The organism is Halomonas sp. I1 (genome assembly GCF_032334135.1).
Lineage (GTDB): Bacteria > Pseudomonadota > Gammaproteobacteria > Pseudomonadales > Halomonadaceae > Halomonas.
Window position 1 is genome coordinate 50,727 of record NZ_JAVXUS010000017.1, and the last position, 21,419, is coordinate 72,145.

The following is a 21,419-nucleotide window of genomic DNA, read 5'->3' on the forward strand; positions in this document are numbered from 1 at the left end:
AGCGCGAGAGCGTCATCGACCGCCTCGCGCCCGGCTAGCCTAAAGCAGATAAGAATGGTTATCAATATTCGCTCGATGGGAGCGATGAAGAAATTCTATGGAAAATGGATAATCATTTTGCGTTAGTGTCTAGGGTCCTGATTTGCCATACTCTTGTATGCGCCGAGTCGCGGTTCCGCGACCATTCATCAACGAGGAGGATGCTTCATCATGCCGCATTCACTGCCCGAGATTGCGTACCAGTACGATGCCCTGGAACCCCATATCGATGCCCTGACCATGGAGATCCACCACACGCGGCACCATCAGACCTATGTGAACAATCTGAATGCCGCGCTCGAGGGTACCGGCCTCGAGGAAGTGCCGGTGGACGAGCTGGTCGCCAATCTCGATCGCGTGCCCGACGACAAGCGTCAGCCCGTGATCAACAACGGCGGCGGCCACTCCAACCACTCCATGTTCTGGAAGATGATGTCGCCGCAGGGCGGCGGTCAGCCGAAGGGCAAGGTGGCCGAGGCCATCGACAGCGAACTGGGCGGCTTCGACGCCTTCAAGGATGCCTTCACCAAGGCAGCTCTGACGCGCTTCGGCAGCGGCTGGGCCTGGCTGAGCGTGACGCCGCAGGGTGGCCTGGTGGTCGAGAACACCCTGAACCAGGATAGCCCGCTGATGCACGGCAACACCCCGGTGCTGGGCCTGGACGTGTGGGAGCACGCCTATTATCTGAAGTATCAGAACAAGCGTCCCGATTACATCGCGGCCTTCTTCAACGTGGTCGACTGGGACGAAGTCGAGCGTCGCTACCAGGCCGCCACTGCCTGAGGCATCGCTTGAATCGCGCCTGTAGCGGGCGCGGTGTTACTGGATTCGCCAGGGTCGGTTCTTCGCCGGCCCTGGCGTTTTCGTGTCGGGAAGGTGGTCGGCAGGAAGAATTGACAGTCTCGGTGTGGCAATGGATAGTAATAATAATTGTTATTATTAAGGCGGTGCTAGGTCTTGCTCCGCCTGCCGTTGGATGACGCCATGTCCCGACCGTACACCGAGAATCATCAACTCGCTTACCTGTATCGTGATCACCACGGTTGGTTGCAGGGCCTGCTGCGCCGTCGCCTGGGGTGTGTCGACACGGCGGCCGACCTGGCTCAGGACGCCTTCGTCAGGTTGCTGAAGAAGCCGCGTCGTTTCGACAGTTTCGAGGGCGCGCGTGCCTACCTGAGCGTGATGGCCAAGGGGCTTTGCGTCGATCACTGGCGTCGTCAGGACATCGAGCGGGCCTGGCGCGAGACGCTGGCGGCGCGTCCCGAAGGGAGTGTGCCGTCACTGGAGCACCAGCAGATCGTTCTCGAGACGTTGTGCGAGGTCGATGCCATGCTCCAGCGCCTGCCCGAGAAGGTCGCTGCTACCTTCATCGGCTCGCAACTCCAGGGCAAGCCCTATCGACAGATTGCCGAGGAGTTGAATGTGTCCGAGCGCATGGTGAAGAAATACATGGCGCAGGCCGTGCTGCAGTGCGCGCTGATCGACTCGGGACTGGACGAGGGGTCCTGAGCATGTCCGATGAGCAGGGCATGGGGCGTGCGGAGCGCCGTCGCGCGCTCTCCGAAGCGGCAGAGTGGTTTGCGCAGTGGCGTTCCGGCGAGATGACCGAAGCACAGCGCGACGCCTGGCGGGAGTGGCACGACAGTGGCGCGCAGAATCGCTGGGCCTGGGCCCGTATCGAGGCGGTCAGTCAGCGACTCGGTGGTGAACTCGAAGACGATGATCGGCAGGCGGCGAACGGTGTGATTGCCGAGGCGCGGCGTCGGCGCACGGGCAGGCAGCGCCTGTGGAACGGACTGGCGAGCCTGATGGCCGTAGCCGTGCTGACAGGGCTGGCCTGGCAGCCGATGGGCATCGACGACTTGGCGCAGCGCTGGCGCGCCGACTACCATACTGCCACCGGCGAGATTCGGCGCATTACCCTCGATGATGGCAGCCGGCTGTGGTTGAACACCGCCAGCGCGGTGAATGTCGATGACGCTTCGCGTGGCCTGCGGCTGGAACTGGTCAGTGGCGAGGTGCTGATCGATACCGGCCGGGGGCCCCTGGTCGTCGAGACACCGAGTGCCCGCTTGACGCCCCTGGGTACCCGTTTCGATGTTCGGCTGGACGACAGTGATGAAACCCTGTCGGTGTTCGAGGGAGCCGTGACGATACGGCCACGAGCCGCCGATCAGGCATTGGAGGCCTCCCGGGTGGTCGAGACCGGGCAACAGGCGAGCTACACGTCACGCTCGGTGGCCAGCCCGACGCCTGTCGAGCCGGCCCGGGATGCCTGGACCGGCGGTGTACTGCTGGCCGATGGCATGCCGCTCGGGCAACTGGTCGAGGAGCTCGGACGCTACCATCATGCGTACCTGAGTGTGGCGCCCGAAGTGGCCGACCAGACGCTGCTCGGCGCCTTCCCCCTGCGAGACCTGAAGCAGTCGCTGCGCATGATCGACAATACCCTGCCGGTACGGGTGCGCCATGTCATGCCGTTCTGGGTCGAGATCGAGCCCGACCGAGTGGCGTCCGTGACGGAGTAATCGGTCGAGAGGTAAAAAATCACGCTTTCGGTTCCCCTTCCGGCGTTGCCGTTCGATTCCCTGGTACATCACCAACGACAACGCATGAGCAAGGGGAATCATTCATGCCCAAGCATCCGTTTCGACAGCGATCCCGGGCCCTGGCCCTGACCGTTCACGTCGCGGCCATGGGGAGCGCGTTCGCGGCCTTGTCGGTTCCGGCGTCCGTCCTGGCCCAGGAAACCGAGCGGCCGGAGGCTCGACAGTACGACATCCCCGCTGGACCGGTGGGAGAGGTGCTCAATCGGTTTGCGCGCCAGTCGGGGATCTATCTCAGTGGTGTCGGCGCATTGGGAGAAGGGCGTCGCAGCCCTGGATTGCAGGGTCGCTTCGGCGTTCAGGAAGGGTTGAGCCGGTTGCTGCGCGATACCGACTTGCGGGTGGTACGCCAGCCGGATGGCAGTTACCGGCTGGTCGAACGGTCGGCCTCATCCGACATGACGCTCTCGACGTTGAAGGTGGTGGGCGACCGGGCCATGCGGGTGTCCACGGAAGACTCTGGTTCCTATGCGGCGAGTCGAGCCACCATCGGCATGGCGGAGCGCTCGATCAAGGAAACGCCGCAGTCGGTCAGCGTGCTGACCCGGGAACGCCTGGATGATCAGAACCTCACCACCCTGGCGGACGCCATGCGCCGGACCACCGGGATCACCGTGCAGAACTACGGGCCGAGCCAGTACGAGATCAAGGCCCGTGGTTATGTCACCGACTACTTTCTCGTCGATGGCAGCCCCGTCCAGGACGTGGGCAGCGCCTGGGAGGGCAGTGGCGTCTTCGATACCGCCCTGTACGACAGGATCGAGGTACTGCGTGGCCCGGCGGGCATTCAGCACGGTACCGGCGAGCCCAGTGGCACCATCAACCTGGCACGCAAGCGCGCGTTGGCCGATCCACAGGCGTCGCTGACCCTGTCGGCGGGATCCGATGCGGCCCATCGCGGCGTGGTCGATGTGACCGGCGCCCTGGACGACGAAGGGCGGCTGCGTGGTCGGCTCGTGGGCGTTCTCGATGATCGTGACACCTTTATCGATCATGTCGACTCGGACAACCGGATCGGCTATGGCACGCTCGAGTACGACATCACGCCGGACACGACCTTCTCGATCGGTGCGACCCTTCAGGATGAGGAATTTCGTCCGCATTCCGGGATACCCGCCTTCAGTGACGGTCGCCTGGCCAACGTCGATCGCTCGACCTATCTCGGTTCCCTCTGGGATCGCCAGACCGGCAATGCCCAGCGCTACTTCGCCGAGCTGGCGCATCGGCTGGACAATGGAGGGCGTTTTACCGTCAAGGCCAACCGTCTCGAGCGCGAAACGCGCCTGAGAAAGAGCAGCGAGGGGGTGTTGCCGGCGGACCCGATCACCGGCGACTTCGCGACTCGGCAGATCGCCTGGGATCTGGAGAAGCAGGATGATTACCTCGAGGCCCAACTGCAGTCGCCATTCCGGCTCTTCGGGCGCTCGCATGAGGCGGTTGTCGGAGCCAGCTATCAGGATGTCTCGATCGATCAGCGTTATGCCTTCGGCGATCCGCTCTATCGGCCCGGTAACCTCTTCGATCCCGTTCACGATACGCCCGAGCCGACTTTCCCGTCCTGGAACCCCTTGCAGGCGAGCACCGAACAGCAGGCGACCTATGGTCAGGCTCGATTGAACGTTACCGATGACTTGACGCTGGCGGCGGGCGGTCGCGTTACCTGGTGGGAAACGACCAACAATGACACCGGTGACAGTGGTACCGAATTCACGCCCTACCTGGGGCTGATCTATCGCCTCAATGACGACCTCAATCTCTACGGTAGTTACACGGGGGTCTTCGAGCCTCAGACGGCGACGCGCCGCAATGGCGATACGCTCGAACCGCGCGAGGGTGATCAGGTTGAACTGGGCATCAAGGGAGCCCACGGCGATGGTGCCCTGAACTGGCATGCCGCGGTGTTTCACATCGAGGACACCAATCGGGCCTTCACCGATCCCGACAACCCGGCCTTCTCGATTCCCGTTGGCGAAGTGGAGAGCGAGGGCTTCGAGGCGGAAATCAATGGCCGTCTCTCGCCGCGCTGGGACGTCTCCGTCGGCTATGCCTATACCCGTACCGACTATGTTCGCGACGCCAACAACCAGGGGCTGACCTTTTCGCCGGACACGCCGAAGCACAATCTCAACCTCTGGACGCGTTATCGCTTCAGCGACGACCCGGATCAGGGGTGGCGGGTCGGTGCCGGTGTGAACGCGGTCAGCGGCACCTATGCCGAAACCTCGGATGCCCGGATCGAACAGGGCGGTTATACCACTTACTCGGCCATGCTCGGCTATCGGTTCAATGAGCACCTGGATGTGGCGCTCAACGGCGAGAACCTTTCCGACAAGCGGTACTACTCGACGGTACGCGGTATCACCAAGCACAACTACTTCGGTGAGCCACGTCACTTCATGTTGACCATGAAATACCGCTATTGAGCCGCGACATGCGCTTGCGCGGCATATGGCACGGTTCAAGGCACCGCGTGGCATGGCTCGGCCTGCTCCTGATGGTGGTGTCCGCCCCGGGGTGGGCCGAGACCTCGCGGTCCGTGGCAACCTTCGACTGGGGGATTGCCGAGACGCTGCTGGCGCTGGGCGTGACGCCTGTCGCCATGGGGAGCGTTCACGCCTTCCATGACTGGACGGGAGACACCTACGCGTCATCCGAGATCATCGATGTCGGCGTGCAGACGCTACCCAACCTCGAGTTGCTGGATCGACTGTCGCCGCGACGCATCCTGCTGCCTCCGCGGCATCGGCATCGCGAGGCGCTCATGAGTCGGCTCGGCAAGACGGCACGGCTCGACCACTATCCCTATGCGGGAGGTGAAGGCGATTTCTGGCCGCGCATGCGCGCCTTCACCGAGGAGGTCGGGGAACTGGTGGACAAGGCGCCCGAGGCCCGGCGATTGATACGCGAGACAGCGGAGCATTTCGATGAGCTGGCATCGCGTCTCGACGGCCAGGTGCCGCCGCTGCTGGTCGTGCAATTGCAGGACGAGCGGCATCTGCGGGTCTATGGCGAACACAGCCTGTTCCAGGCCGTGCTGGAGCGACTGGGAATGAAGAACGCCTGGCAGGGCTCGACCAATCAATGGGGATACACCCTGGTGGGGCTGGATGAGCTGCTGACGATGGAGGCGCGCCTGGTGATCATCGAAGGTGCCTTGCCGGTCGGCATCGAACGCCATCTGTCGAGCAGCGGCATGTGGCGACTCCTGCCCAGCGTACGGCGCGGTGACACGATCGTGTTGCCCTCATCGTTCTGGATCGCCGGCACCTTGCCCTCGGCGAACCGGTTCGCCGAGGGCCTGGTAGAGGCCCTGGCGGGTGTCCGGGAGGTCGCTGGCGATGGCTGATGGCGCTCTGACGAGCGTGTCGCCCGCTCGAGTCTGTCTGTTGCTGGGGGCGGGTTGCCTGACCTTGTCGCTCTGGCGCCTCGGGGGAGGCGCGGGACTCATCGCCGATCTTGGCGCCCTGTTCTCGCCTTCCCCTCAGGACACCGGGCAGTTGCTGTTGCATTACGCCTGGTGGCCGCGGCTGCTCATGGCCTTGCTGGCCGGAGGCGGCCTGGCGCTGGCCGGCGTGTTGATGCAGCAGGTGCTGCGTAATCCGCTGGCCTCACCGACCACACTGGGGGTCGCGGCCGGTGCCAGCCTGGCATTGATGGCCGCGCGACTGCTGGCGCCGGGACTGCTGGTGCTGGGGCGCGAGTGGGTCGCGCTGGCCGGCGGTGGGCTGGCCGTCGGGCTGGTGTTTCTGATGGCCTGGCGTCAGGGGCTGGCGCCGGTGGTGGTGGTACTGTCGGGCCTGGTGGTCAACTTCTACCTCGGCGCGGTGGCGACGGCGTTATTGCTGTTCCACCACGAGTCGCTCGTTGGCCTGTTGATATGGGGCGCCGGTTCCCTGGTGCAGAACGGCTGGGACGACCTGGCCTTTCTCTGGCCGAGGCTGCTGGTTGGGGCCATCGCCGCCTGCTGGCTGCTGCGTCCCCTGGCGATTCTGGAGCTGGATGACGCCAGCGCCCGAAGTCTCGGCGTCTCGCTGCGGACCCTGCGTCTGGCGGGGCTGGGCATCTCGGTGGCATTGACTGCCAGCATCGTCAGCGTGGTCGGCGTGATCGGCTTCATCGGCCTGGCCGCCCCGAACATCGTCCGAATGGCGGGCGGACGTTCCCTGAAGCAGCGCCTGTGCTGGGGCGTTCCGCTCGGTGGCCTGATGCTGGCGGCGACGGATCTCCTGTTGCAGCAGCTGGGCGGGGAACTGATCGCCGCCATGTTGCCTACCGGGGCGATCACCGGGCTATTGGGCGCGCCCCTGTTGCTCTGGCTGATACCGCGCTTGCATCTCGAGCAGGGACGACCCAGCCAGACAACGCCGTCGCTGGGCGCACGTCATTCGATGCCGGGGCGGCTCGCATTGCGCCTGGCGATTGTCCTGGCGGTGGCCGTCGTGATGGCGGTCTGGCTGGGGCAGGACGAGCGGGGGTGGGACTGGCTATCGGGGGATGCCTGGTCTCTGGCGGAGTGGCGCTGGCCGAGGATGTTGTCCGCGGCGTCCAGCGGGGTGATGCTGGCGATTGCCGGCGCCGTGCTGCAGCGGTTGTCCGCCAATCCCATGGCCAGCCCCGAAGTGCTCGGCATCAGTGGTGGCAGTGCCATCTTTCTGGTCCTGGGGATCTTCCTGTTGCCGTCGCCGACGCAACCGCTGTTGATCGGCCTCGGTACGCTGGGTGCGCTGATCACCCTGGGGCTGCTGGTCGTGATGAATCGCCGGAGTGGCTTCACGCCATCGCGGCTCTTGCTCACCGGGGTAGCCATTGGCGCGCTTTTCGATGCAGTGCGGAGCGTGCTGCTGGTGAACGGCGATCCTCGGGGGCAGGAGGTCATCGCCTGGATGGCCGGGTCGACCTATCATTCCAGTGCGACGAGCGCCCTTGTCGTGGCCCTGCTCGCCGGTGGGCTCGGGGCCGCGGCATGGCCCTTCGCCCGTTGGCTGGACATCCTGCCCCTGGGCAGCCCCATGTCCCGGGCGCTGGGCATCCAGTTGAGCCGCGCCCGCCTGACGCTGCTTCTGCTGGTGGCCCTGTTGACGGCCAGCGCCACCCTGGTGGTCGGGCCGCTGTCCTTCATCGGGTTGCTGGGTCCTCATATGGCACGCCTGATGGGCTTTTCCCGTGCAGGGTGGCATCTCGCCGGGTCGGCCTTGGTCGGTGCCTTGTTGATGGTGCTCGCCGATTGGCTGGGTCGGCAGCTGTTGTTTCCCGACGAGATTCCCGCCGGCGTCATCGCCTCGTTGCTCGGTGGAGCCTACTTCATGTGGGGACTTGGGTGGCGCCGAGGGTGAAGGGAAGGCGCGCCGTTGCAGGGGGGCTGAACCCGCTTGTCGCCACGGGACAGCAATCCGTCGACAGGGTATGGTAGCCCCCTATCTCGCTCGGTGGCTCCGTGGGCCATCGGGTCAAGCATCATTGCGTTGTCATGGAGAACCACGCATGTCGAGCAGGAGCAGTTTTCAGGCTCTGGGACGCCTGTTGCGTTACGCCCGAGGGCATCGGCGGCACATCATCGTCGCCACGATCTGCTCGGTGATCAACAAGTTGTTCGATATTGCCCCGGAGATCCTCATCGGGGTGGCCATCGATGTGGTGGTCAACCAGGAGGACAGCTTCGTCGCCGGGCTGGGGTTCACCACGGCCCGCGAGCAGATTCTGGTGCTCGGGGTGCTGACCTTCCTGATCTGGGCCGGCGAGTCGGTGTTCGAGTATCTCTACCAGATCCTGTGGCGCAACCTGGCCCAGCGGCTGCAGGCTGAACTGCGCCAGGATGCCTATGAACACGTGCAGCGTCTCGACATGAGCTTCTTCGAGTCGCAGAGCTCGGGGCGCCTGGTGGCGATCATGAACGACGACGTCAACCAGCTCGAGCGTTTCCTCGATGGCGGCGCCAATTCCATGATCCAGGTCGGGGTCACCGTGGTAGCGGTGGGGGCAGTGTTCTTCGTGTTGTCGCCGCTGATCGCGCTGTTGGCCTTCACGCCGATTCCGCTGATCGTGTGGGGAGCCTTCTTCTTCCAGCGCAAGGCCGGGCCGCTGTACGCGGAAGTCCGCGAGCGCGTCGGCGAACTGGCCAGCCGGCTGTCCAACAACCTGGCGGGCATCGCGACGATCAAGAGCTTCACCGCCGAGGCGCGCGAGGCCGAGCGTCTGCGCCAGACCAGCGAGGCCTATGTGGAGGCCAATCGCCGGGCGATTCGTATCAGCTCGGCCTTTATCCCGGTGATCCGCATGGCGATCCTTACCGGCTTCCTGGCGACCTTCACGGTGGGCGGCATGATGGCCTTGCGCGGCGATCTCAATGTCGGCGCCTACGGTGTGCTGGTGTTTTTGACCCAGCGACTGCTGTGGCCACTGACCGGCCTGGCCCAGGTGATCGACCTGTTCGAGCGGGCCATGGCCAGTACCCGACGTATCCTCGATCTACTGGCCACGCCGATCCAGGTGCATGATGCCGGTGGTATCGAACTGGCGTGTCCGGTGCGTGGTGCGGTGCGCTTCGAAGGCGTGGGGTTTCGTTATGCCGAGTCTGCAGCCGGTGTCGAGGCTATCGATCTCGAGGTGCCGTCCGGCCATACCCTGGCCCTGGTGGGGGCCACCGGGTCGGGCAAGTCGACACTGATCAAGTTGCTGCTGCGCTTCCAGGATCCGGCAGAAGGGCGAGTACTGATCGACGGCCAGCCGACCGAAACGCTCACCCTTTCTTCGTTGCGCGAGGCCATCGGCCTGGTCAGCCAGGATGTCTATCTCTTCGAGGGCACGGTGCGCGACAACATCGCCTATGGCCGCCCCGAGGCCGACGAGGACGAGGTGATCGAGGCGGCGCGTACCGCCGAGGCCTGGGGCTTCATCCAGACGTTGCCGCAAGGCCTCGACACGCCGGTCGGCGAGCGGGGCGTGCGGCTTTCCGGCGGCCAGCGCCAGCGGTTGTCGCTGGCCCGAGCCTTGCTCAAGGATCCGCCGATCTTGGTGCTGGATGAGGCCACCAGCGCCGTGGACAACGAGACCGAGGCGGCCATCCAGCGCTCGTTGTCACGTATCGGTCACGGCCGCACGGTGATCATGATCGCTCATCGGCTCTCGACCATCGTGCATGCCGACGAAATCGCGGTCGTCGAGGCCGGCCGCGTCGTCGAGCGCGGTCGTCACGATGAGCTGCTGGCGAAGGACGGGCGTTATGCCACCCAGTGGCGGGTACAGACCGGCGAGGCCGGCGCGGCGCTGTCGGTCTGAAGCGGGATCGATGTCGTGACCCGGTGCGGCCGGTGGTGCGGCGTTCAGGAGCGAGGGGTCTTGTCGCTCGGGCCACGAGGACTGTCGTCGAGAAACGGCTGAAGCAACAGGCGATCCAGCCTGAGGGCACGGGCGTCCCGGAACGCCTCGAGGCCGATCGTCATGCCGAGGTGGCCGGCAGCGGGCTGGGCGCGGTAGGTGCCGAAGAGATGATCCCACCAGGGCAGGTTGAAACCGAAATTGCTGTCGGTCTCCCGCGGGATGATCGAGTGATGCACGCGGTGCATCTCCGGCGTCACCACGAACCGCCGCAGGCGTCGGTCGAGCGAGGCGGGCAAGCGCACATTGCCATGGTTGAACATCGAGGTGGCATTGAGCACGACCTCGAAGATCAGCACCGCGAGCACCGGGGCGCCCAGCGCCGTCACCGCGGCAAGCTTGATGCCCATCGAGAGCAGGATCTCCAGGGGATGAAAACGCAGTCCCGTGGTCACGTCGAATTCGAGATCGGCATGATGCATGCGATGCAGTCGCCAGCACCAGGGCACGGCATGGAACAGCCGATGCTGGAAGTAGATGGCCATGTCCAATGCCACGAACGACACCAGAACCGCCAGCCAGCCCGGCGAGGTCAGCGCGTTGAACAGGCCCCAGCCATGCTCGGCCGCGACATGGGCGGCCCCGACCGCGGCCAGCGGGAAGACCAGGCGCAGCACGAGCGTGTCGACTACCACGATCATCAGGTTGTGCGGCCAGCGCTGCCAGCGGCGGTAGCGCTGGGGGCGGCGCGGTGCGGCGATTTCCCAGAGCGCCATCGCCACCAGGACCCCGGTGAAGATGCCGAGCCGTATCGTCGGTTCATGCGAAAGCAGCGTGTCGACCATGGCGTTCACCGGTTGCCGTGAAACAGGGCGGAGCCCTTGGCTCCAGTGTCGCCAGGGACGGGACGAGGTCAAGCCCGATGCGACAGGGCCGCATCGGGGGGCGGGGCAGGGTTTCTAGTGCCGTAATGTGTCAGCGCCCTAGAAATCGTAGCTGACGGTGGCCTTCACGCTGCGTTCGGCGCCGAAGTAGCAGTACTGCAGCGAGTTGCAGGAGGCCACGTACTCCTTGTCCATCAGGTTGTTGACGTTGAGGCGTGCGGTGACGCCGTCCAGGCCGGCGTTGGCGAAGTCATAGCTCAGGGCGGCGTCGACCAGGGTGTAGTCAGGCACCTGCTCGGTGTTGGCGCGGTCGGCCTGGATATCGGCGCGGTAGCGGACCCCCAGGCCGGCGCCGAGACCGGCGAACGCCCCGTCGTCGAACCGGTAATGCCCCCAGACCGATGCCTGGTGACGCGGTGCGTAGATGGCGCGGTTGCCTTCGTTGCCGTCGTCGCTCTTGGCGTAGGTGATGTCGGTGAAACTGTAGCTGGCCTGCAGGCGCAGGTTGTCGGTCAACCGGGTGTGAGCCTCGAGCTCGACCCCCTGGGACTCGATCTCGCCGATGGCTTCATAAGGATCGGTAGGCTGCTCCTTGGTGGCGACGTTCTCCTGGTCGATATGGAACAGCGCCAGACTGTAGCGGTCCTGGGTGCCTCGGGGCTGGAACTTCACCCCGGTCTCGAGCTGTTGGCCCTCCATGGGCTCGAGCAGGTCGCCGTTGACATCGACGAAGCTGGTCGGTGTGAAGGCGGTCGAGTAGCTGACGTAGGGCGATACACCATTGTCGAAGGCGTAAAGCAGGCCGGCGCGGCCACTGAACTGAGTGTCATCGAGTTCGCTGGTATCGCCGGTGCTCTTGGTGGTGTTCTCGATATCGACCCAGTCGTAGCGGCCGCCGAGGGAGAAGCGCCAGTTGCCGATGGCCATCTGATCCTGGACATAGGCGCCGACCTGGCTGAGTTCGTGTTTCTCGCGAGTCGGCGCGTACATGGCCGTTGGCTCGGCGCCGTATTCGGGGTCGAAGGCATCCAGCGGCGGGAAGGCGCCGGACGGCCAGCTGATGTCGTTCTCGCGTTGCTGGTAGTCGGCGCCGAACAGCAGCGTATGCTCGACGGCACCGGTCTCGAGCTCGGCCTGCAGCTGGTTGTCGAGTGTCCAGGCTTCCATGGACTCCTCGCCGCCGGAATAGTAGCGGTTGAGTTCGGTGTCGTTGGCCCAGCCGAAGCCATAGACCTGATTGAGGGTCACGTCGGTGTTGAGATAGAGCAGCTTCTGGCGGGCCGTCCAGTCGTCGTTGAAGCGGTGCTCCAGGTCGTAGCCGATCAGGCGCTGGGTGCGCTCGAACTTGTCGTAATCATCCTCGCCATCGAAGAAGGTGTTGTCGATCTTCTGGCCGTTGCGGCTTTCCACCGCCCCCTCATAGGGAACGCCGGAGTGATAGCCGCCTTCGGGGTCTTCTTGCAGATAGGCGTGCAGGGTCAGGCTGGTGGCATCGGTGATGTCCCAGGTCAACTGCGGGGCGAAGGCATAACGCTTCTCCTCGACCGGGCCGAACTGGGTATCGGCGGCGCTGGCCTTGCCGGTCAGGCGGAAGGCGACGCGGCGTTCCTCGTCCAGCGGACCGGTGAGATCGAAGGCGGCGCTGCGCTGAGCATTGTTGCCCACGCCGACGCGGACCTCGCCGCTATCCTCGAACTCGGGGCGCTTGCTGGTCATCGAGACCAGGCCCCCGGGAGAGGCCCGGCCATAGAGCACCGAGGCCGGCCCCTTGACCACCTCGACACTTTCCAGGAAGTAGGGGTCGACGACCAGCGAGCTGTAGGAGTTGGCATCGCCCATCAGCTTGAGGCCATCGAGGAAGGTGTTGCTCAGGCTGCCGTCCGAGAAACCGCGCATCACGATGTAGTCGTAGCGATTGGAGGCACCGACCTGGTTAGCGTAGACCCCCGCCGTGTAGTTCAGGGCGCGCTGCACCGTCTCGGCGCCTTTCTCCTCCCAGTCCTCGCGCTCGACCCGAGAGGTGGCCTGGGGGGTCTCGTTGAAGGGCGTTTCGGTCTTGGTCGCCGCCGTGCCGGTGACGGTCACGGTGCCGAGCTGTTCGGTCTGTTGGGCCTGGACGGCCAGCGGGCTACCGGAAGCCGCCAGGGCGACGGCGAGCACCAGGGGAGTGGGTCGGATCATGCAGGATATCCTGTCGGAACGATGTGTGATCAGTGTAATGAGAATTATTACTTTCGAGGCGGTGCCTTGAGCTATGCGGGGCGATCACATCTTTATGCGTGGTGCTCAGAGATGCTCGGAGAGGGAACTCGGCGAGATGCCGTAACGTCGCCGGAAGGCGGTGGCGAAGTTGCTGGCGTGGCGATAACCACAGAAGTGCGCGGCCTGTTGCACGCTGAAGCCGCGCATCAGGTACGCTCGGGCCAGGTCCAGCCGGCATTCCCGAAGGTCGTCGAAGACGCTGTTGCCGAAGGCGGCGCGGTATTTTCGTCTGAGGCTGGCGGGGCTCATGGCGGCGAGCTCGGCCAGGGACTCGAGGCGATGCTCCCGGGCGGGATCGGCACGCAATGCCTCGCGAACTCGCGCGAGACGCTGCCGCTCCCCCGGCGGCTGGGACGTCGTTGCCTCCCGGTGGGGAGCGGGCAGGCCGTGGGCCAGCAGCTGCAGGCTCAGCCCTTCGAGTTGCAGGCGTTGTGCGGCGCCTTCCAGTGGTGAGTCGATGGCCTCTTCGAGAGCATGACGCAGCGTGGCCGGCAGGTGCCAGGCACGCATTCTCGATCCTTGATAGGGGACCGGTTCGTCGACCAGGGTGCTCAGTCGTGATTCATCGAGCCCCAGGGTCAGGGCGCGGATGCGCTGTCCGGCGGGCTGCACGGCACTCAACCCATGACGCTCGTCGAGCTGAACGCTGAGCGCCATGCCGGGCCGCAGGGTCAGGCGCTGCTGCGCCAGGCTGACCTCGGCCTCGCCATCCAGCATGACGATGATCGATAGCGGTGCCGGGGCCCGGGAGCGGGAGTCGTAGCGCTCCAGCACCTCGATATCGGAAGCCACCAGTTGCATGCCCGGCCCGGGTGTCAGCTCCTGCACCCGACCGCGCACCACGGTACGCGGTCGGGCGCCCAGGTCGGGGAAATGGTAGTCGATGCCGTAGCGCTGCCCGTAGGCCTTTAGGTCCCGCGAGGTATGGGCCCGGACGCGCTGACGTTCGGCAGCGAGGCGGGTCATCTCGCCTCCGCCCGGCGGCGTCCACGGCACTCCAGGGGACAGTTGCCGCAGTAACCGAGCTCGTCGATCAGATAACGAATGCAGCACAGCCGGCGTACCCGCCTGGGCGCACTGGCGCCCGCGTCGTCGTTGGCGGCATCGACGTAGCGAACGGGCTGGTACAGAGGGTTGCGTCGTCCGTCGGCCAGCTTCCGAGAGGCCAGCAGCTGTTGGGCGGGTTCGGCGGTCATCGCCGAGGCCATGGGGTGCATCGGCACCGCCTGGGTGAAGTGCTCGAAATAGTTGCCGGCGTTGCTCCAGAACACCTTGGGCGAGGCCCCGGAATAGGCCGCCAGGCCCTCGATGAGCGGTGTCAGGTGGTCATCGATCAGGGTGGAGAAGCGTGCGGTGCCCTCCAGCTCGGCCAGGGGGCGGCCCTCGTTCTTGAGGCAGAGGCCCGCGACATGGCCCTCCGGCGCCAGGATCAGGCGCAGGTCGTCCAGCGCCAGGGGCAAGTCACGCTCGAGGAGCAGGTTGGCGGCCAGGGTCGTGGACGCCACGGTGGCGAAGTGCCACTTCGTCCATAACGAGACCAGGGCGCGGCGGTCGCCGCCGGGATAGCGGGCACTGAAACCGGCCATCAAGGCGTCGAGACGCGCCGGGTCCAGCAAGTCGGCGGCCGCAATGGTATCGGACGCGGCATGGGGCGAGACACGCGGTGGCGTCAACTGCTCCATGGGACCGATGTACAGCGATGACAGCGCGAAGGACATGGGACACCGTCGAAGGTGGATGTGTCGGAATAGTAAAACAAATGGGAATCGTTATCAAAATAACCTTCCCAGGCGCACGGTGCGTGCCCCCCGTATGCCGTGATGGGCGGGCCAAAAAAACGGGGACGACTGGTGTCGTCCCCGGGGGTGGCCGCCAGGCAGTGTGCCGGGCGGCTGGCGCATGCGGGTCGCGGCTCAGTAGGCCATCGACCAGCCGAGCGTATAGGTGCGTCCGCGTCCCTGGTAGTCGTAGAGGTACTCCGGGCCATAGTAGGGCGAGTAGAACATCGCCGCGCGCTGGCCCCAGACGGTGGAGTACTGCTCGTCGAGCAGGTTGGAGACGCCGAGGCTGAGTTCGCCCACCGGCAGGCGCTGGCTCAAGGACAGGTCCAGGGTGGTGTAACCATCGATCTCGCGGTCGTCGGCATCTTCCAGGTCGAAGGCATGGCTGGCCTGGAGACGCGCGGAACGCTCGCCGTTCGGGTCATGCCAGCCGACATGGGCGGTCGCGGAGGAGAGCGAGGCATAGCGGGCGTCGCGCTTTTCCCAGTCGCCAGCGTCGTTTTCCTGCTCGGAACGGACCATGTGCAGGGTGCTGCCGACCTCGAAGCCGTTGTCGAAATAACGGGTCACCGAGCCCTCGAAGCCGTAGTCGCGCTTCTTCTGTTCGACCACGCTGACGCTGAGGTCTTCGGCGTTCTCCACGGCCTTGTCGGACCAGGCGTAGTAGAGGGCCGCCTGGGTCATCCAGTCGGCGCCGCGATAACGCCAGCCGATCTCGACCTGATCGGTCTTGATGGCGGAGAGCGGATTCTCGGCGACGCTCACTTCGGCGCTCTTGCCGTAGTACTTGGCCGGGTCGGGCAGCTCGAAGCCCTGGCTGAACTGGAGCCAGTTCTGGTGGCCGTTGCCATAGTCGTAGAGGGCGCTGGCGTTGAGCAGGGTGGCGTCATAGTCGTTCTCGCCGCCGGGAATGCCCTGGAAGTCCTCGACCTCGACGTCCATGTGCTGCTGGCGCACGCCGGCGGCGAGCTGCAGCCCCTCGGTGACCTGCCACTCGCTCTGGGCGAAGGCGGAGAGGCCGTCGACCTGATAGCTCGGGTAGCGCGGCTCGGTCTCGTTACCCCGTTGCACCAGGCCGCCACTGGCGTCGGAAACCGCCTTGTTGAAGGGCATCTGGTTGGCATCGAAGGACTCGCGGTCCAGGTCAAGCCCGTAGGTCAACGACAGGCTGTCGGTCAGGTCGGCATCGAACAGTGCCTTGAGCCCGGAAAGGTCGGTGTCCTGCTTGGAGGCATTGAACTGGTAGCCGCCGGCGACCGGATAGGGGAAGGCCTGGAAACTGGCTTCTTCCTCACGGTGGTAGGCCTGGAGGTAGAAGTCCTGGCCCAGCAGGTCGCCATGGTGGTACTGCAGGTTGACCATCTTGCGGTCGGTAGCCGGATCGCGATCGGAGTCATAGCCGTCGCGGATCTCGGCGTCGTCGAGGTTCGGCGTGGCGGCATCCAGGTGGGGGAAGTAGACGCCGCGATCTCCCTCGTAGCCGGATTCGTAGATCTGTGCGGCGACTTTCAGGGTCTGCTGCTCGGCCAGCCAGACATCGAGACTGCCCATGACATCGATGCTGCGGTTGTCCTGCAGGTCGGTCTGGGCGATGTCGGGGAAGATTTCCCGGCCGCTGGCATCGTAGTGGCGACCATTGTCCTCGTAGGCGGCGGCGATGCGGCCCTTGACGTCTTCGGTGCCGCCACTGATCGACTGGGCGAGGCGGTAGCTCAGGTCGTCATCGTCGTTGAAGCCGGAGGTCACGCTGGTCTCGGTAGCCAGGTGGAAGCCTTCGCGCTCGCCCTTCTTGGTGATGATGTTGATCAAGCCGCCGGTAGCCCCGCCGCCATACAGGCTGCTGGCGCCGGAAAGCACCTCGATGCGCTCGATGTTGAAGGGATCGATGGAATCGAACTGCCGCGAAATACCGCGCGAACTGTTCAGCGAGACGCCGTCGATCAGGACCTGGGCGGTGCGTCCGCGCATGTTCTGGCCGTAGTTGGTGCGCCCCTGGGGGGCTAGATCCAGCCCCGGGACCAGCTTGCCGAGCGCGGTCTTCAGATCGGCGCCGGCGCGCACCTGGTCCTGCAGTTCCTGCTGGCCGATCACCCAGACGGCACCGGGAATCTGGCTGATCTCGGAAGGCGTGCGGGAGCCGACCACCACCATGGTGTCTTGTTCGGTTGTATCCTGGGCCAGCGCCAGGCCGGGCAGGGCGCCGACCAGTGCCGTGAGTCCGGCCGTCAAGCGTATGGAATGCATGTCGTGCCTTGTGAATTGTGTTGATCTGAACGGAACGTGATGTTTCGGGACGGGCGGGATTATAGAGAATAAATATGCCATTGATAAGCATTATCAACGGTGAAGGAGAGTCAACGGTGGATGGGGGCTCGTCGCACGCCACGGGATACCGCGCCCCACGTTATCCCTGGTCGCACCGGAGCGAATCGCCACTGGCCTCGGCCGGCGGCTTTCGATATCATACGCAGCCGCTGATACGGGCCTATAGCTCAGTTGGTTAGAGCAGGGGACTCATAATCCCTTGGTCGCTGGTTCGAGTCCAGCTGGGCCCACCAATGGAATCAGTATCTTACGAATTATCTCTGGTGAGTCCCATAGTCCAAGGGTACAGTTTCGGTACAGTGCCGATCCTTCAGCCTCCTGGAGACTTTCATGGCCACCATCGTCAAGACCCCTGCCGGTAGTTGGAAAGCCGTCATCCGCAAGACCGGCTGGCCCACCACCGCCAAGACCTTCCGTACCAAACGAGACGCTCAGGACTGGGCACGCCGGACCGAAGACGAGATGGTGCGTGGCGTCTATATCCAGCGCAGCGCCTCGGAGCGCATGACGCTCGAAGCCGCGCTCAAGCGCTACCTAGCCGACGTTACCCCTACCAAGAAGCCCAGCACCCAGAAAAGCGAGCGCCACAAGGCCAGCACGCTGACCGAGCACCTGGGAAAGTATTCCCTCGCGGCCCTGACGCCGGAGCTGATCGCCAACTTCCGTGACACCCGCCTGAACAGCATTGGCCATCGTGGCCAGCCTATCAGCGCCAATACCGTGCGCCTGGAACTCGCCCTGCTCGGCCATCTCTATACCGTGGCCATCCAGGAATGGGGCCTCGGCCTGACCTACAACCCCGTCCAGAACATCCGCAAACCTAGCCCTGGAGAAGGCCGCGACAGGCGCCTGAGCCCCGACGAGGAGAAGCGTCTGTTCGCCGTGCTACGGCAGCACAGCAACCCCATGCTGGCCTGGGTCGCTAGAATCGCCCTGGAGACGGGCATGCGCTCGTCCGAGATCCTGACCCTCACCCGAGCACAGGTCGACGTGAAACGCCGCGTGGTGCGTCTCACCGACACCAAGAACAACGAAGCTCGCCTGGTGCCACTGACCCAGACCGCCACTGAGGTGTTCAAGCAAGCGCTGAACAACCCGGTGCGTCCGTTGGACTGTAATTTGGTGTTCTTTGGTGAGCCTGGCAGGGACGGAAAACGCGGCCCCTACGCCTACACCAAGCTCTGGAACCAGGCGAAGAAGAAGGCTGGACTTGATGACTTCCGCTTTCATGACCTACGCCATGAAGCTGTCAGCCGGCTGGTAGAGGCGGGACTGTCCGACCAGGAGGTCGCCGCGATCAGTGGTCACAGGTCGATGCAGATGCTGAGACGGTATACCCACCTGAGGGCAGAAGACTTGGTGGAGAAGCTGGATAGGATGGCTGAATCTTAGCCGCTTGGCCTTTTGGCATCGCCATGCCGCCGCATTTGTAAAGTACCATGCGATAGGCTGTGCTTACGGAAAAGGTTGACGGCGCCCTGCAGTCGGTCACTTGGCTGGTGGCCACCAGGAACGGGACTGCTGATCAAATTCCTCGAGTACCAACCACCCTTGTTTATGACGCCAGGAAGTGATGGCTGGCTGCTATTGCAGCTGGAGCATGGTCGATAGCGACTGATATAGATTGTGTCATGCTGAAAGGCATTTGATTCCTGGAGTAGTAGTAATAGTAGTAATACTATTACTACTATTACTGCTGCGGAGGGGCTGTTTAGCGAAGATTTTAGCTGCTAAAACCGTTAGGTGGATTGCTCTGATGGGGGGTAGATGTTAGGTAAATATTTTTTCCGCCTTTGTTTTGCGAGATGTGCACCACATGAGCTAGTTACTGATCGTCAAGGCGACTATGAGACTGATCCACCACGTTCGGGTTTTCCGAATGCGGCAAATCAGACTCCGGATAGTCCGTAGGCGGAAAATCCAGTTCTAATAAATACAGAGGGTAGAAAAGATAGAGGGTAGAAAATACTAAGACTAATAACTACTTAGATGAACGGCATTCGCCGTTATTGTACGCCAGGAAGGAATGACCCCATGAAGTATCAGGTGTTGAACACGTGGTGCAGCCAAGGGAGGTTGTGTTTTTTTAGCCGCTAAAATTTGGTGCTGGAACCGATGCTTGTTAAGCACGTCCCCCTGTGTTCGCTAGGTAAGCCTGACTCTGCCGGGCTGGTGAACCACATCACCTGTAAACAGAGCAAGGAGCGCTGGTTGGGCAAGATTAGGCTCACTAACCGCGAGGCGTATTCAATCTAAGAAGGCACAGTGAAGTAGTCAGATATTGGATATAGTGTTTCTCGATATAACGGATAAAATTTTAGCGGCTAAAACGAAAGAAATCTCTTTCTTGATTTACTATATTGCTCCTTGAAATTTCGATTTGTTTGTCGTAAATAATAGGAGTGTGAGAATAGCTTGGGTTGTTGGGAGGAGGTTATGAGTATTGAAGAGCAATTGTTGGAACGCTATGGACCTTTACTATCACTAAGTGACCTGTCAGAGCTGCTAAAAAGAAGCCCTGATGGCCTACGGATTGCATTGCGAGGCCAGTCTGATTTTGCATTGCGGTGGAATTCAGCGAAGCGAAAGGTGGGGAGAAGAGTATACTTTCAGGCGAGTGAAGTCGCGGAACTTATCGAAAGGTCATGAGGGGTATGCAATGGATGAGAGAGCAATAATTCTGAGAAGGGTTCGTTCAAATTTTACGACTCTTCCAAACGAGATTATTCAAGATTCTAAGCTTTCCTGGAAAGCCTTAGGGCTCCTGACTTATATATTATCTCTTCCGGATAATTGGAAACTTCGGCTGTCCCATTTATCACAGCAGAAAAAAACTGGTAGAGATGCCACGCGGACAGGGTTAAGAGAATTGGAGGAGGCGGGGTATTTATATATGGAGAAGGTGCGCGGGGAGCATGGGCAATACCAGAGAACAGTCTGGTTGGTGACTGATACGCCCGGAGTTTGGAACTAGAGAACTCTCTATATTTTATCCGGGGAGCAGGGTGAAAGTAGGTCGATGACATCGTAATTTTTGTAAGATAAAAGACCGGGCTTCGGTGTCGCCAAGGTCATTACCGCACTAGTCAGGCCGACAGTCTAGTGACGATGATAATCGAACAGTGATTACCATTGGTTATGGTTTTATTTTTTGAGGTGATCAGGTCTGACTATGAAGGTTTTTAATTTGTTATCAAATAAAATGGTCATAGCGCTCTCGCTTGCCACATTCACGATGCCGGCTTACTCGAGCGGTATCCCCACTGTTGACGTTGCGAACATCACGCAAACCACCATGACCGCGATGGAGAATATCGCGCAAACGAAAAAGCAGATTGATCAATACCGGAAGCAGTTACATCAATATGAGTTGCAACTGAAAAATTCGCTGGTCCCGGCTGCTTACATTTGGGATGAAGCGCAGCGGACGATGAACGACCTGGTGGCAGCCACCAACACGCTGAAACACTACAAACAGCAAATGGGGGACCTGGATAGCTACCTCGAGCGATTCCAGGATATCAACTACTACCGCTCTTCACCGTGCTTTAGTAGCCCTGGGAACTGTACAGAATCCCAGCGGGAGCAACTGGATGAGGTTCGTCGCCTGGCGTCCGAATCACAGAAACGGGCCAATGATGCGCTGTTCGAGGGCATCGATCAGCAGCAAGCCAGCCTACAACAGGACGCTCAGCAGCTTGAGCGCCTACAGGCCGCCGCTCAAGGGGCGGAAGGGCAAATGGAGGCGATCCAGTACGCGAACCAGATTGCCAGTCAACAGGCCAATCAGCTCCTGCAATTGCGGGGGCTGTTCGTCGCACAACAAGCTGCGGTTGCAACGGAAAATGCTGCCGAGTTAGATGCGCTAGCCAGAGGGGAGGCGCGTGAAAAACAACTGCGTGATTGGGAATATCAGCCTAGTCCGGAAGACGATTTTTGAGATATGCATGATGAAACTGAAATCTACTGTTTTTATTTTGTTTCTGAGCACCTTTCTCCTTGCAGGGTGTGAAGGTGGTAATGCCGAGGTTCCGGAGCCAAGTCGGGAAGCATGTACAGGTGACGAATATCAAAAAAATTTTGGTGAGATAGTTAATGATAACGCTAGGCGTGAGTTTGAGGATGCATGTCGGTCATATCAAGTAGAGGAAGAGGTGCGCGAGTGGGAGTTTAAGGCCAGCCCGAAAGATGATTTTTAAAGGGGGCGT

At 62.5% G+C, this 21,419-nt stretch carries 15 protein-coding genes and 1 tRNA gene; 11 read left to right on the forward strand and 5 right to left on the reverse strand.

The window, feature by feature from the left end; genetic code table 11:
- The first annotated feature begins 210 nt into the window (after positions 1-210).
- The 7 genes from RSO41_RS15365 (at position 211) to RSO41_RS15395 (ending at position 9,920) form a co-directional block, all read left to right on the forward strand.
- Positions 211-822: a superoxide dismutase gene (locus RSO41_RS15365; protein ID WP_315620058.1), complete on the forward strand. Its 612-nt coding sequence runs from the start codon at positions 211-213 to the stop codon at positions 820-822.
- Between the two features lie 201 nt (positions 823-1,023).
- The gene (locus tag RSO41_RS15370; RefSeq protein WP_315620059.1) at positions 1,024-1,548 is read left to right on the forward strand and encodes a sigma-70 family RNA polymerase sigma factor; all 525 of its coding nucleotides are present in this window, start codon (positions 1,024-1,026) and stop codon (positions 1,546-1,548) included.
- A 2-nt stretch (positions 1,549-1,550) separates the two neighbouring features.
- On the forward strand, positions 1,551-2,567 hold the full coding sequence (locus tag RSO41_RS15375; RefSeq protein WP_315620060.1) for a FecR domain-containing protein: 1,017 nt from the start codon (positions 1,551-1,553) through the stop codon (positions 2,565-2,567).
- Between the two features lie 104 nt (positions 2,568-2,671).
- Positions 2,672-5,068, forward strand: a complete 2,397-nt coding sequence (locus RSO41_RS15380; protein ID WP_315620061.1) for a TonB-dependent siderophore receptor — start codon at positions 2,672-2,674, stop codon at positions 5,066-5,068.
- Positions 5,069-5,115: 47 nt separating this feature from the next.
- Positions 5,116-5,991 carry an ABC transporter substrate-binding protein gene (locus tag RSO41_RS15385; protein ID WP_315620063.1) on the forward strand — a complete coding sequence of 292 codons (876 nt, stop codon included), beginning with the start codon at positions 5,116-5,118 and terminating at the stop codon, positions 5,989-5,991.
- Complete coding sequence (gene fhuB, locus RSO41_RS15390) at positions 5,984-7,978, forward strand: Fe(3+)-hydroxamate ABC transporter permease FhuB (protein WP_315620064.1); 1,995 nt, start codon at positions 5,984-5,986, stop codon at positions 7,976-7,978. The genes RSO41_RS15385 and fhuB overlap by 8 nt, the downstream gene beginning before the upstream one ends.
- 148 nt (positions 7,979-8,126) lie before the next feature.
- A complete protein-coding gene (locus RSO41_RS15395) occupies positions 8,127-9,920 on the forward strand; it encodes an ABC transporter ATP-binding protein (RefSeq protein WP_315620066.1) in 1,794 nt (597 codons plus the stop codon).
- Between the two features lie 44 nt (positions 9,921-9,964).
- On the opposite strand, the gene RSO41_RS15400 is transcribed toward RSO41_RS15395, so the two are convergent.
- The 5 genes from RSO41_RS15400 to RSO41_RS15420 form a co-directional block, all read right to left on the reverse strand.
- Entirely contained in the window at positions 9,965-10,804 is an 840-nt protein-coding gene (locus RSO41_RS15400) for a sterol desaturase family protein (protein WP_315620067.1), read from the reverse strand.
- 138 nt (positions 10,805-10,942) lie between these two features.
- Positions 10,943-13,024 carry a TonB-dependent siderophore receptor gene (locus tag RSO41_RS15405; protein ID WP_315620068.1) on the reverse strand — a complete coding sequence of 694 codons (2,082 nt, stop codon included), beginning with the start codon at positions 13,022-13,024 and terminating at the stop codon, positions 10,943-10,945.
- Positions 13,025-13,129: 105 nt separating this feature from the next.
- The gene (locus RSO41_RS15410) at positions 13,130-14,071 is read right to left on the reverse strand and encodes an AraC family transcriptional regulator (RefSeq protein WP_315620070.1); all 942 of its coding nucleotides are present in this window, start codon (positions 14,069-14,071) and stop codon (positions 13,130-13,132) included.
- Positions 14,068-14,823: a siderophore-iron reductase FhuF gene (fhuF, locus tag RSO41_RS15415; RefSeq protein ID WP_315620071.1), complete on the reverse strand. Its 756-nt coding sequence runs from the start codon at positions 14,821-14,823 to the stop codon at positions 14,068-14,070. The genes RSO41_RS15410 and fhuF overlap by 4 nt, the downstream gene beginning before the upstream one ends.
- Positions 14,824-15,018: 195 nt before the next feature.
- A complete protein-coding gene (locus RSO41_RS15420; RefSeq protein WP_315620073.1) occupies positions 15,019-17,130 on the reverse strand; it encodes a TonB-dependent receptor in 2,112 nt (703 codons plus the stop codon).
- 237 nt (positions 17,131-17,367) lie between these two features.
- Here RSO41_RS15420 and RSO41_RS15425 point away from each other — a divergent pair.
- From RSO41_RS15425 to trbK, 4 genes are all read left to right on the forward strand, one after another.
- Positions 17,368-17,444: transfer RNA gene (locus tag RSO41_RS15425), tRNA-Ile, on the forward strand.
- A gap of 97 nt (positions 17,445-17,541) precedes the next feature.
- Positions 17,542-18,603 (forward strand): site-specific integrase, encoded by a 1,062-nt coding sequence (locus tag RSO41_RS15430; protein ID WP_315620074.1) that lies wholly within the window; start codon positions 17,542-17,544, stop codon positions 18,601-18,603.
- A 1,780-nt stretch (positions 18,604-20,383) separates the two neighbouring features.
- Positions 20,384-21,151 carry a P-type conjugative transfer protein TrbJ gene (trbJ, locus tag RSO41_RS15435; protein ID WP_315620075.1) on the forward strand — a complete coding sequence of 256 codons (768 nt, stop codon included), beginning with the start codon at positions 20,384-20,386 and terminating at the stop codon, positions 21,149-21,151.
- Positions 21,152-21,158: 7 nt separating this feature from the next.
- Positions 21,159-21,410 (forward strand): entry exclusion lipoprotein TrbK, encoded by a 252-nt coding sequence (trbK, locus tag RSO41_RS15440; RefSeq protein ID WP_315620077.1) that lies wholly within the window; start codon positions 21,159-21,161, stop codon positions 21,408-21,410.
- The last annotated feature ends 9 nt before the right edge of the window (positions 21,411-21,419 follow it).

What these genes read in the sequence shown, in the direction of transcription:
- RSO41_RS15365 (WP_315620058.1), top strand. Translation starts at nt 211, where the DNA reads ATGCCGCATTCACTGCCCGAGATTGCGTACCAGTACGATGCCCTGGAA.
- RSO41_RS15370 (WP_315620059.1), top strand. Translation starts at nt 1,024, where the DNA reads ATGTCCCGACCGTACACCGAGAATCATCAACTCGCTTACCTGTATCGT.
- RSO41_RS15375 (WP_315620060.1), top strand. Translation starts at nt 1,551, where the DNA reads ATGTCCGATGAGCAGGGCATGGGGCGTGCGGAGCGCCGTCGCGCGCTC.
- RSO41_RS15380 (WP_315620061.1), top strand. Translation starts at nt 2,672, where the DNA reads ATGCCCAAGCATCCGTTTCGACAGCGATCCCGGGCCCTGGCCCTGACC.
- fhuB (WP_315620064.1), top strand. Translation starts at nt 5,984, where the DNA reads ATGGCTGATGGCGCTCTGACGAGCGTGTCGCCCGCTCGAGTCTGTCTG.
- RSO41_RS15395 (WP_315620066.1), top strand. Translation starts at nt 8,127, where the DNA reads ATGTCGAGCAGGAGCAGTTTTCAGGCTCTGGGACGCCTGTTGCGTTAC.
- RSO41_RS15400 (WP_315620067.1), bottom strand. Translation starts at nt 10,804, where the DNA reads ATGGTCGACACGCTGCTTTCGCATGAACCGACGATACGGCTCGGCATC.
- RSO41_RS15405 (WP_315620068.1), bottom strand. Translation starts at nt 13,024, where the DNA reads ATGATCCGACCCACTCCCCTGGTGCTCGCCGTCGCCCTGGCGGCTTCC.
- RSO41_RS15410 (WP_315620070.1), bottom strand. Translation starts at nt 14,071, where the DNA reads ATGACCCGCCTCGCTGCCGAACGTCAGCGCGTCCGGGCCCATACCTCG.
- fhuF (WP_315620071.1), bottom strand. Translation starts at nt 14,823, where the DNA reads ATGTCCTTCGCGCTGTCATCGCTGTACATCGGTCCCATGGAGCAGTTG.
- RSO41_RS15420 (WP_315620073.1), bottom strand. Translation starts at nt 17,130, where the DNA reads ATGCATTCCATACGCTTGACGGCCGGACTCACGGCACTGGTCGGCGCC.
- RSO41_RS15430 (WP_315620074.1), top strand. Translation starts at nt 17,542, where the DNA reads ATGGCCACCATCGTCAAGACCCCTGCCGGTAGTTGGAAAGCCGTCATC.
- trbJ (WP_315620075.1), top strand. Translation starts at nt 20,384, where the DNA reads ATGAAGGTTTTTAATTTGTTATCAAATAAAATGGTCATAGCGCTCTCG.
- trbK (WP_315620077.1), top strand. Translation starts at nt 21,159, where the DNA reads ATGATGAAACTGAAATCTACTGTTTTTATTTTGTTTCTGAGCACCTTT.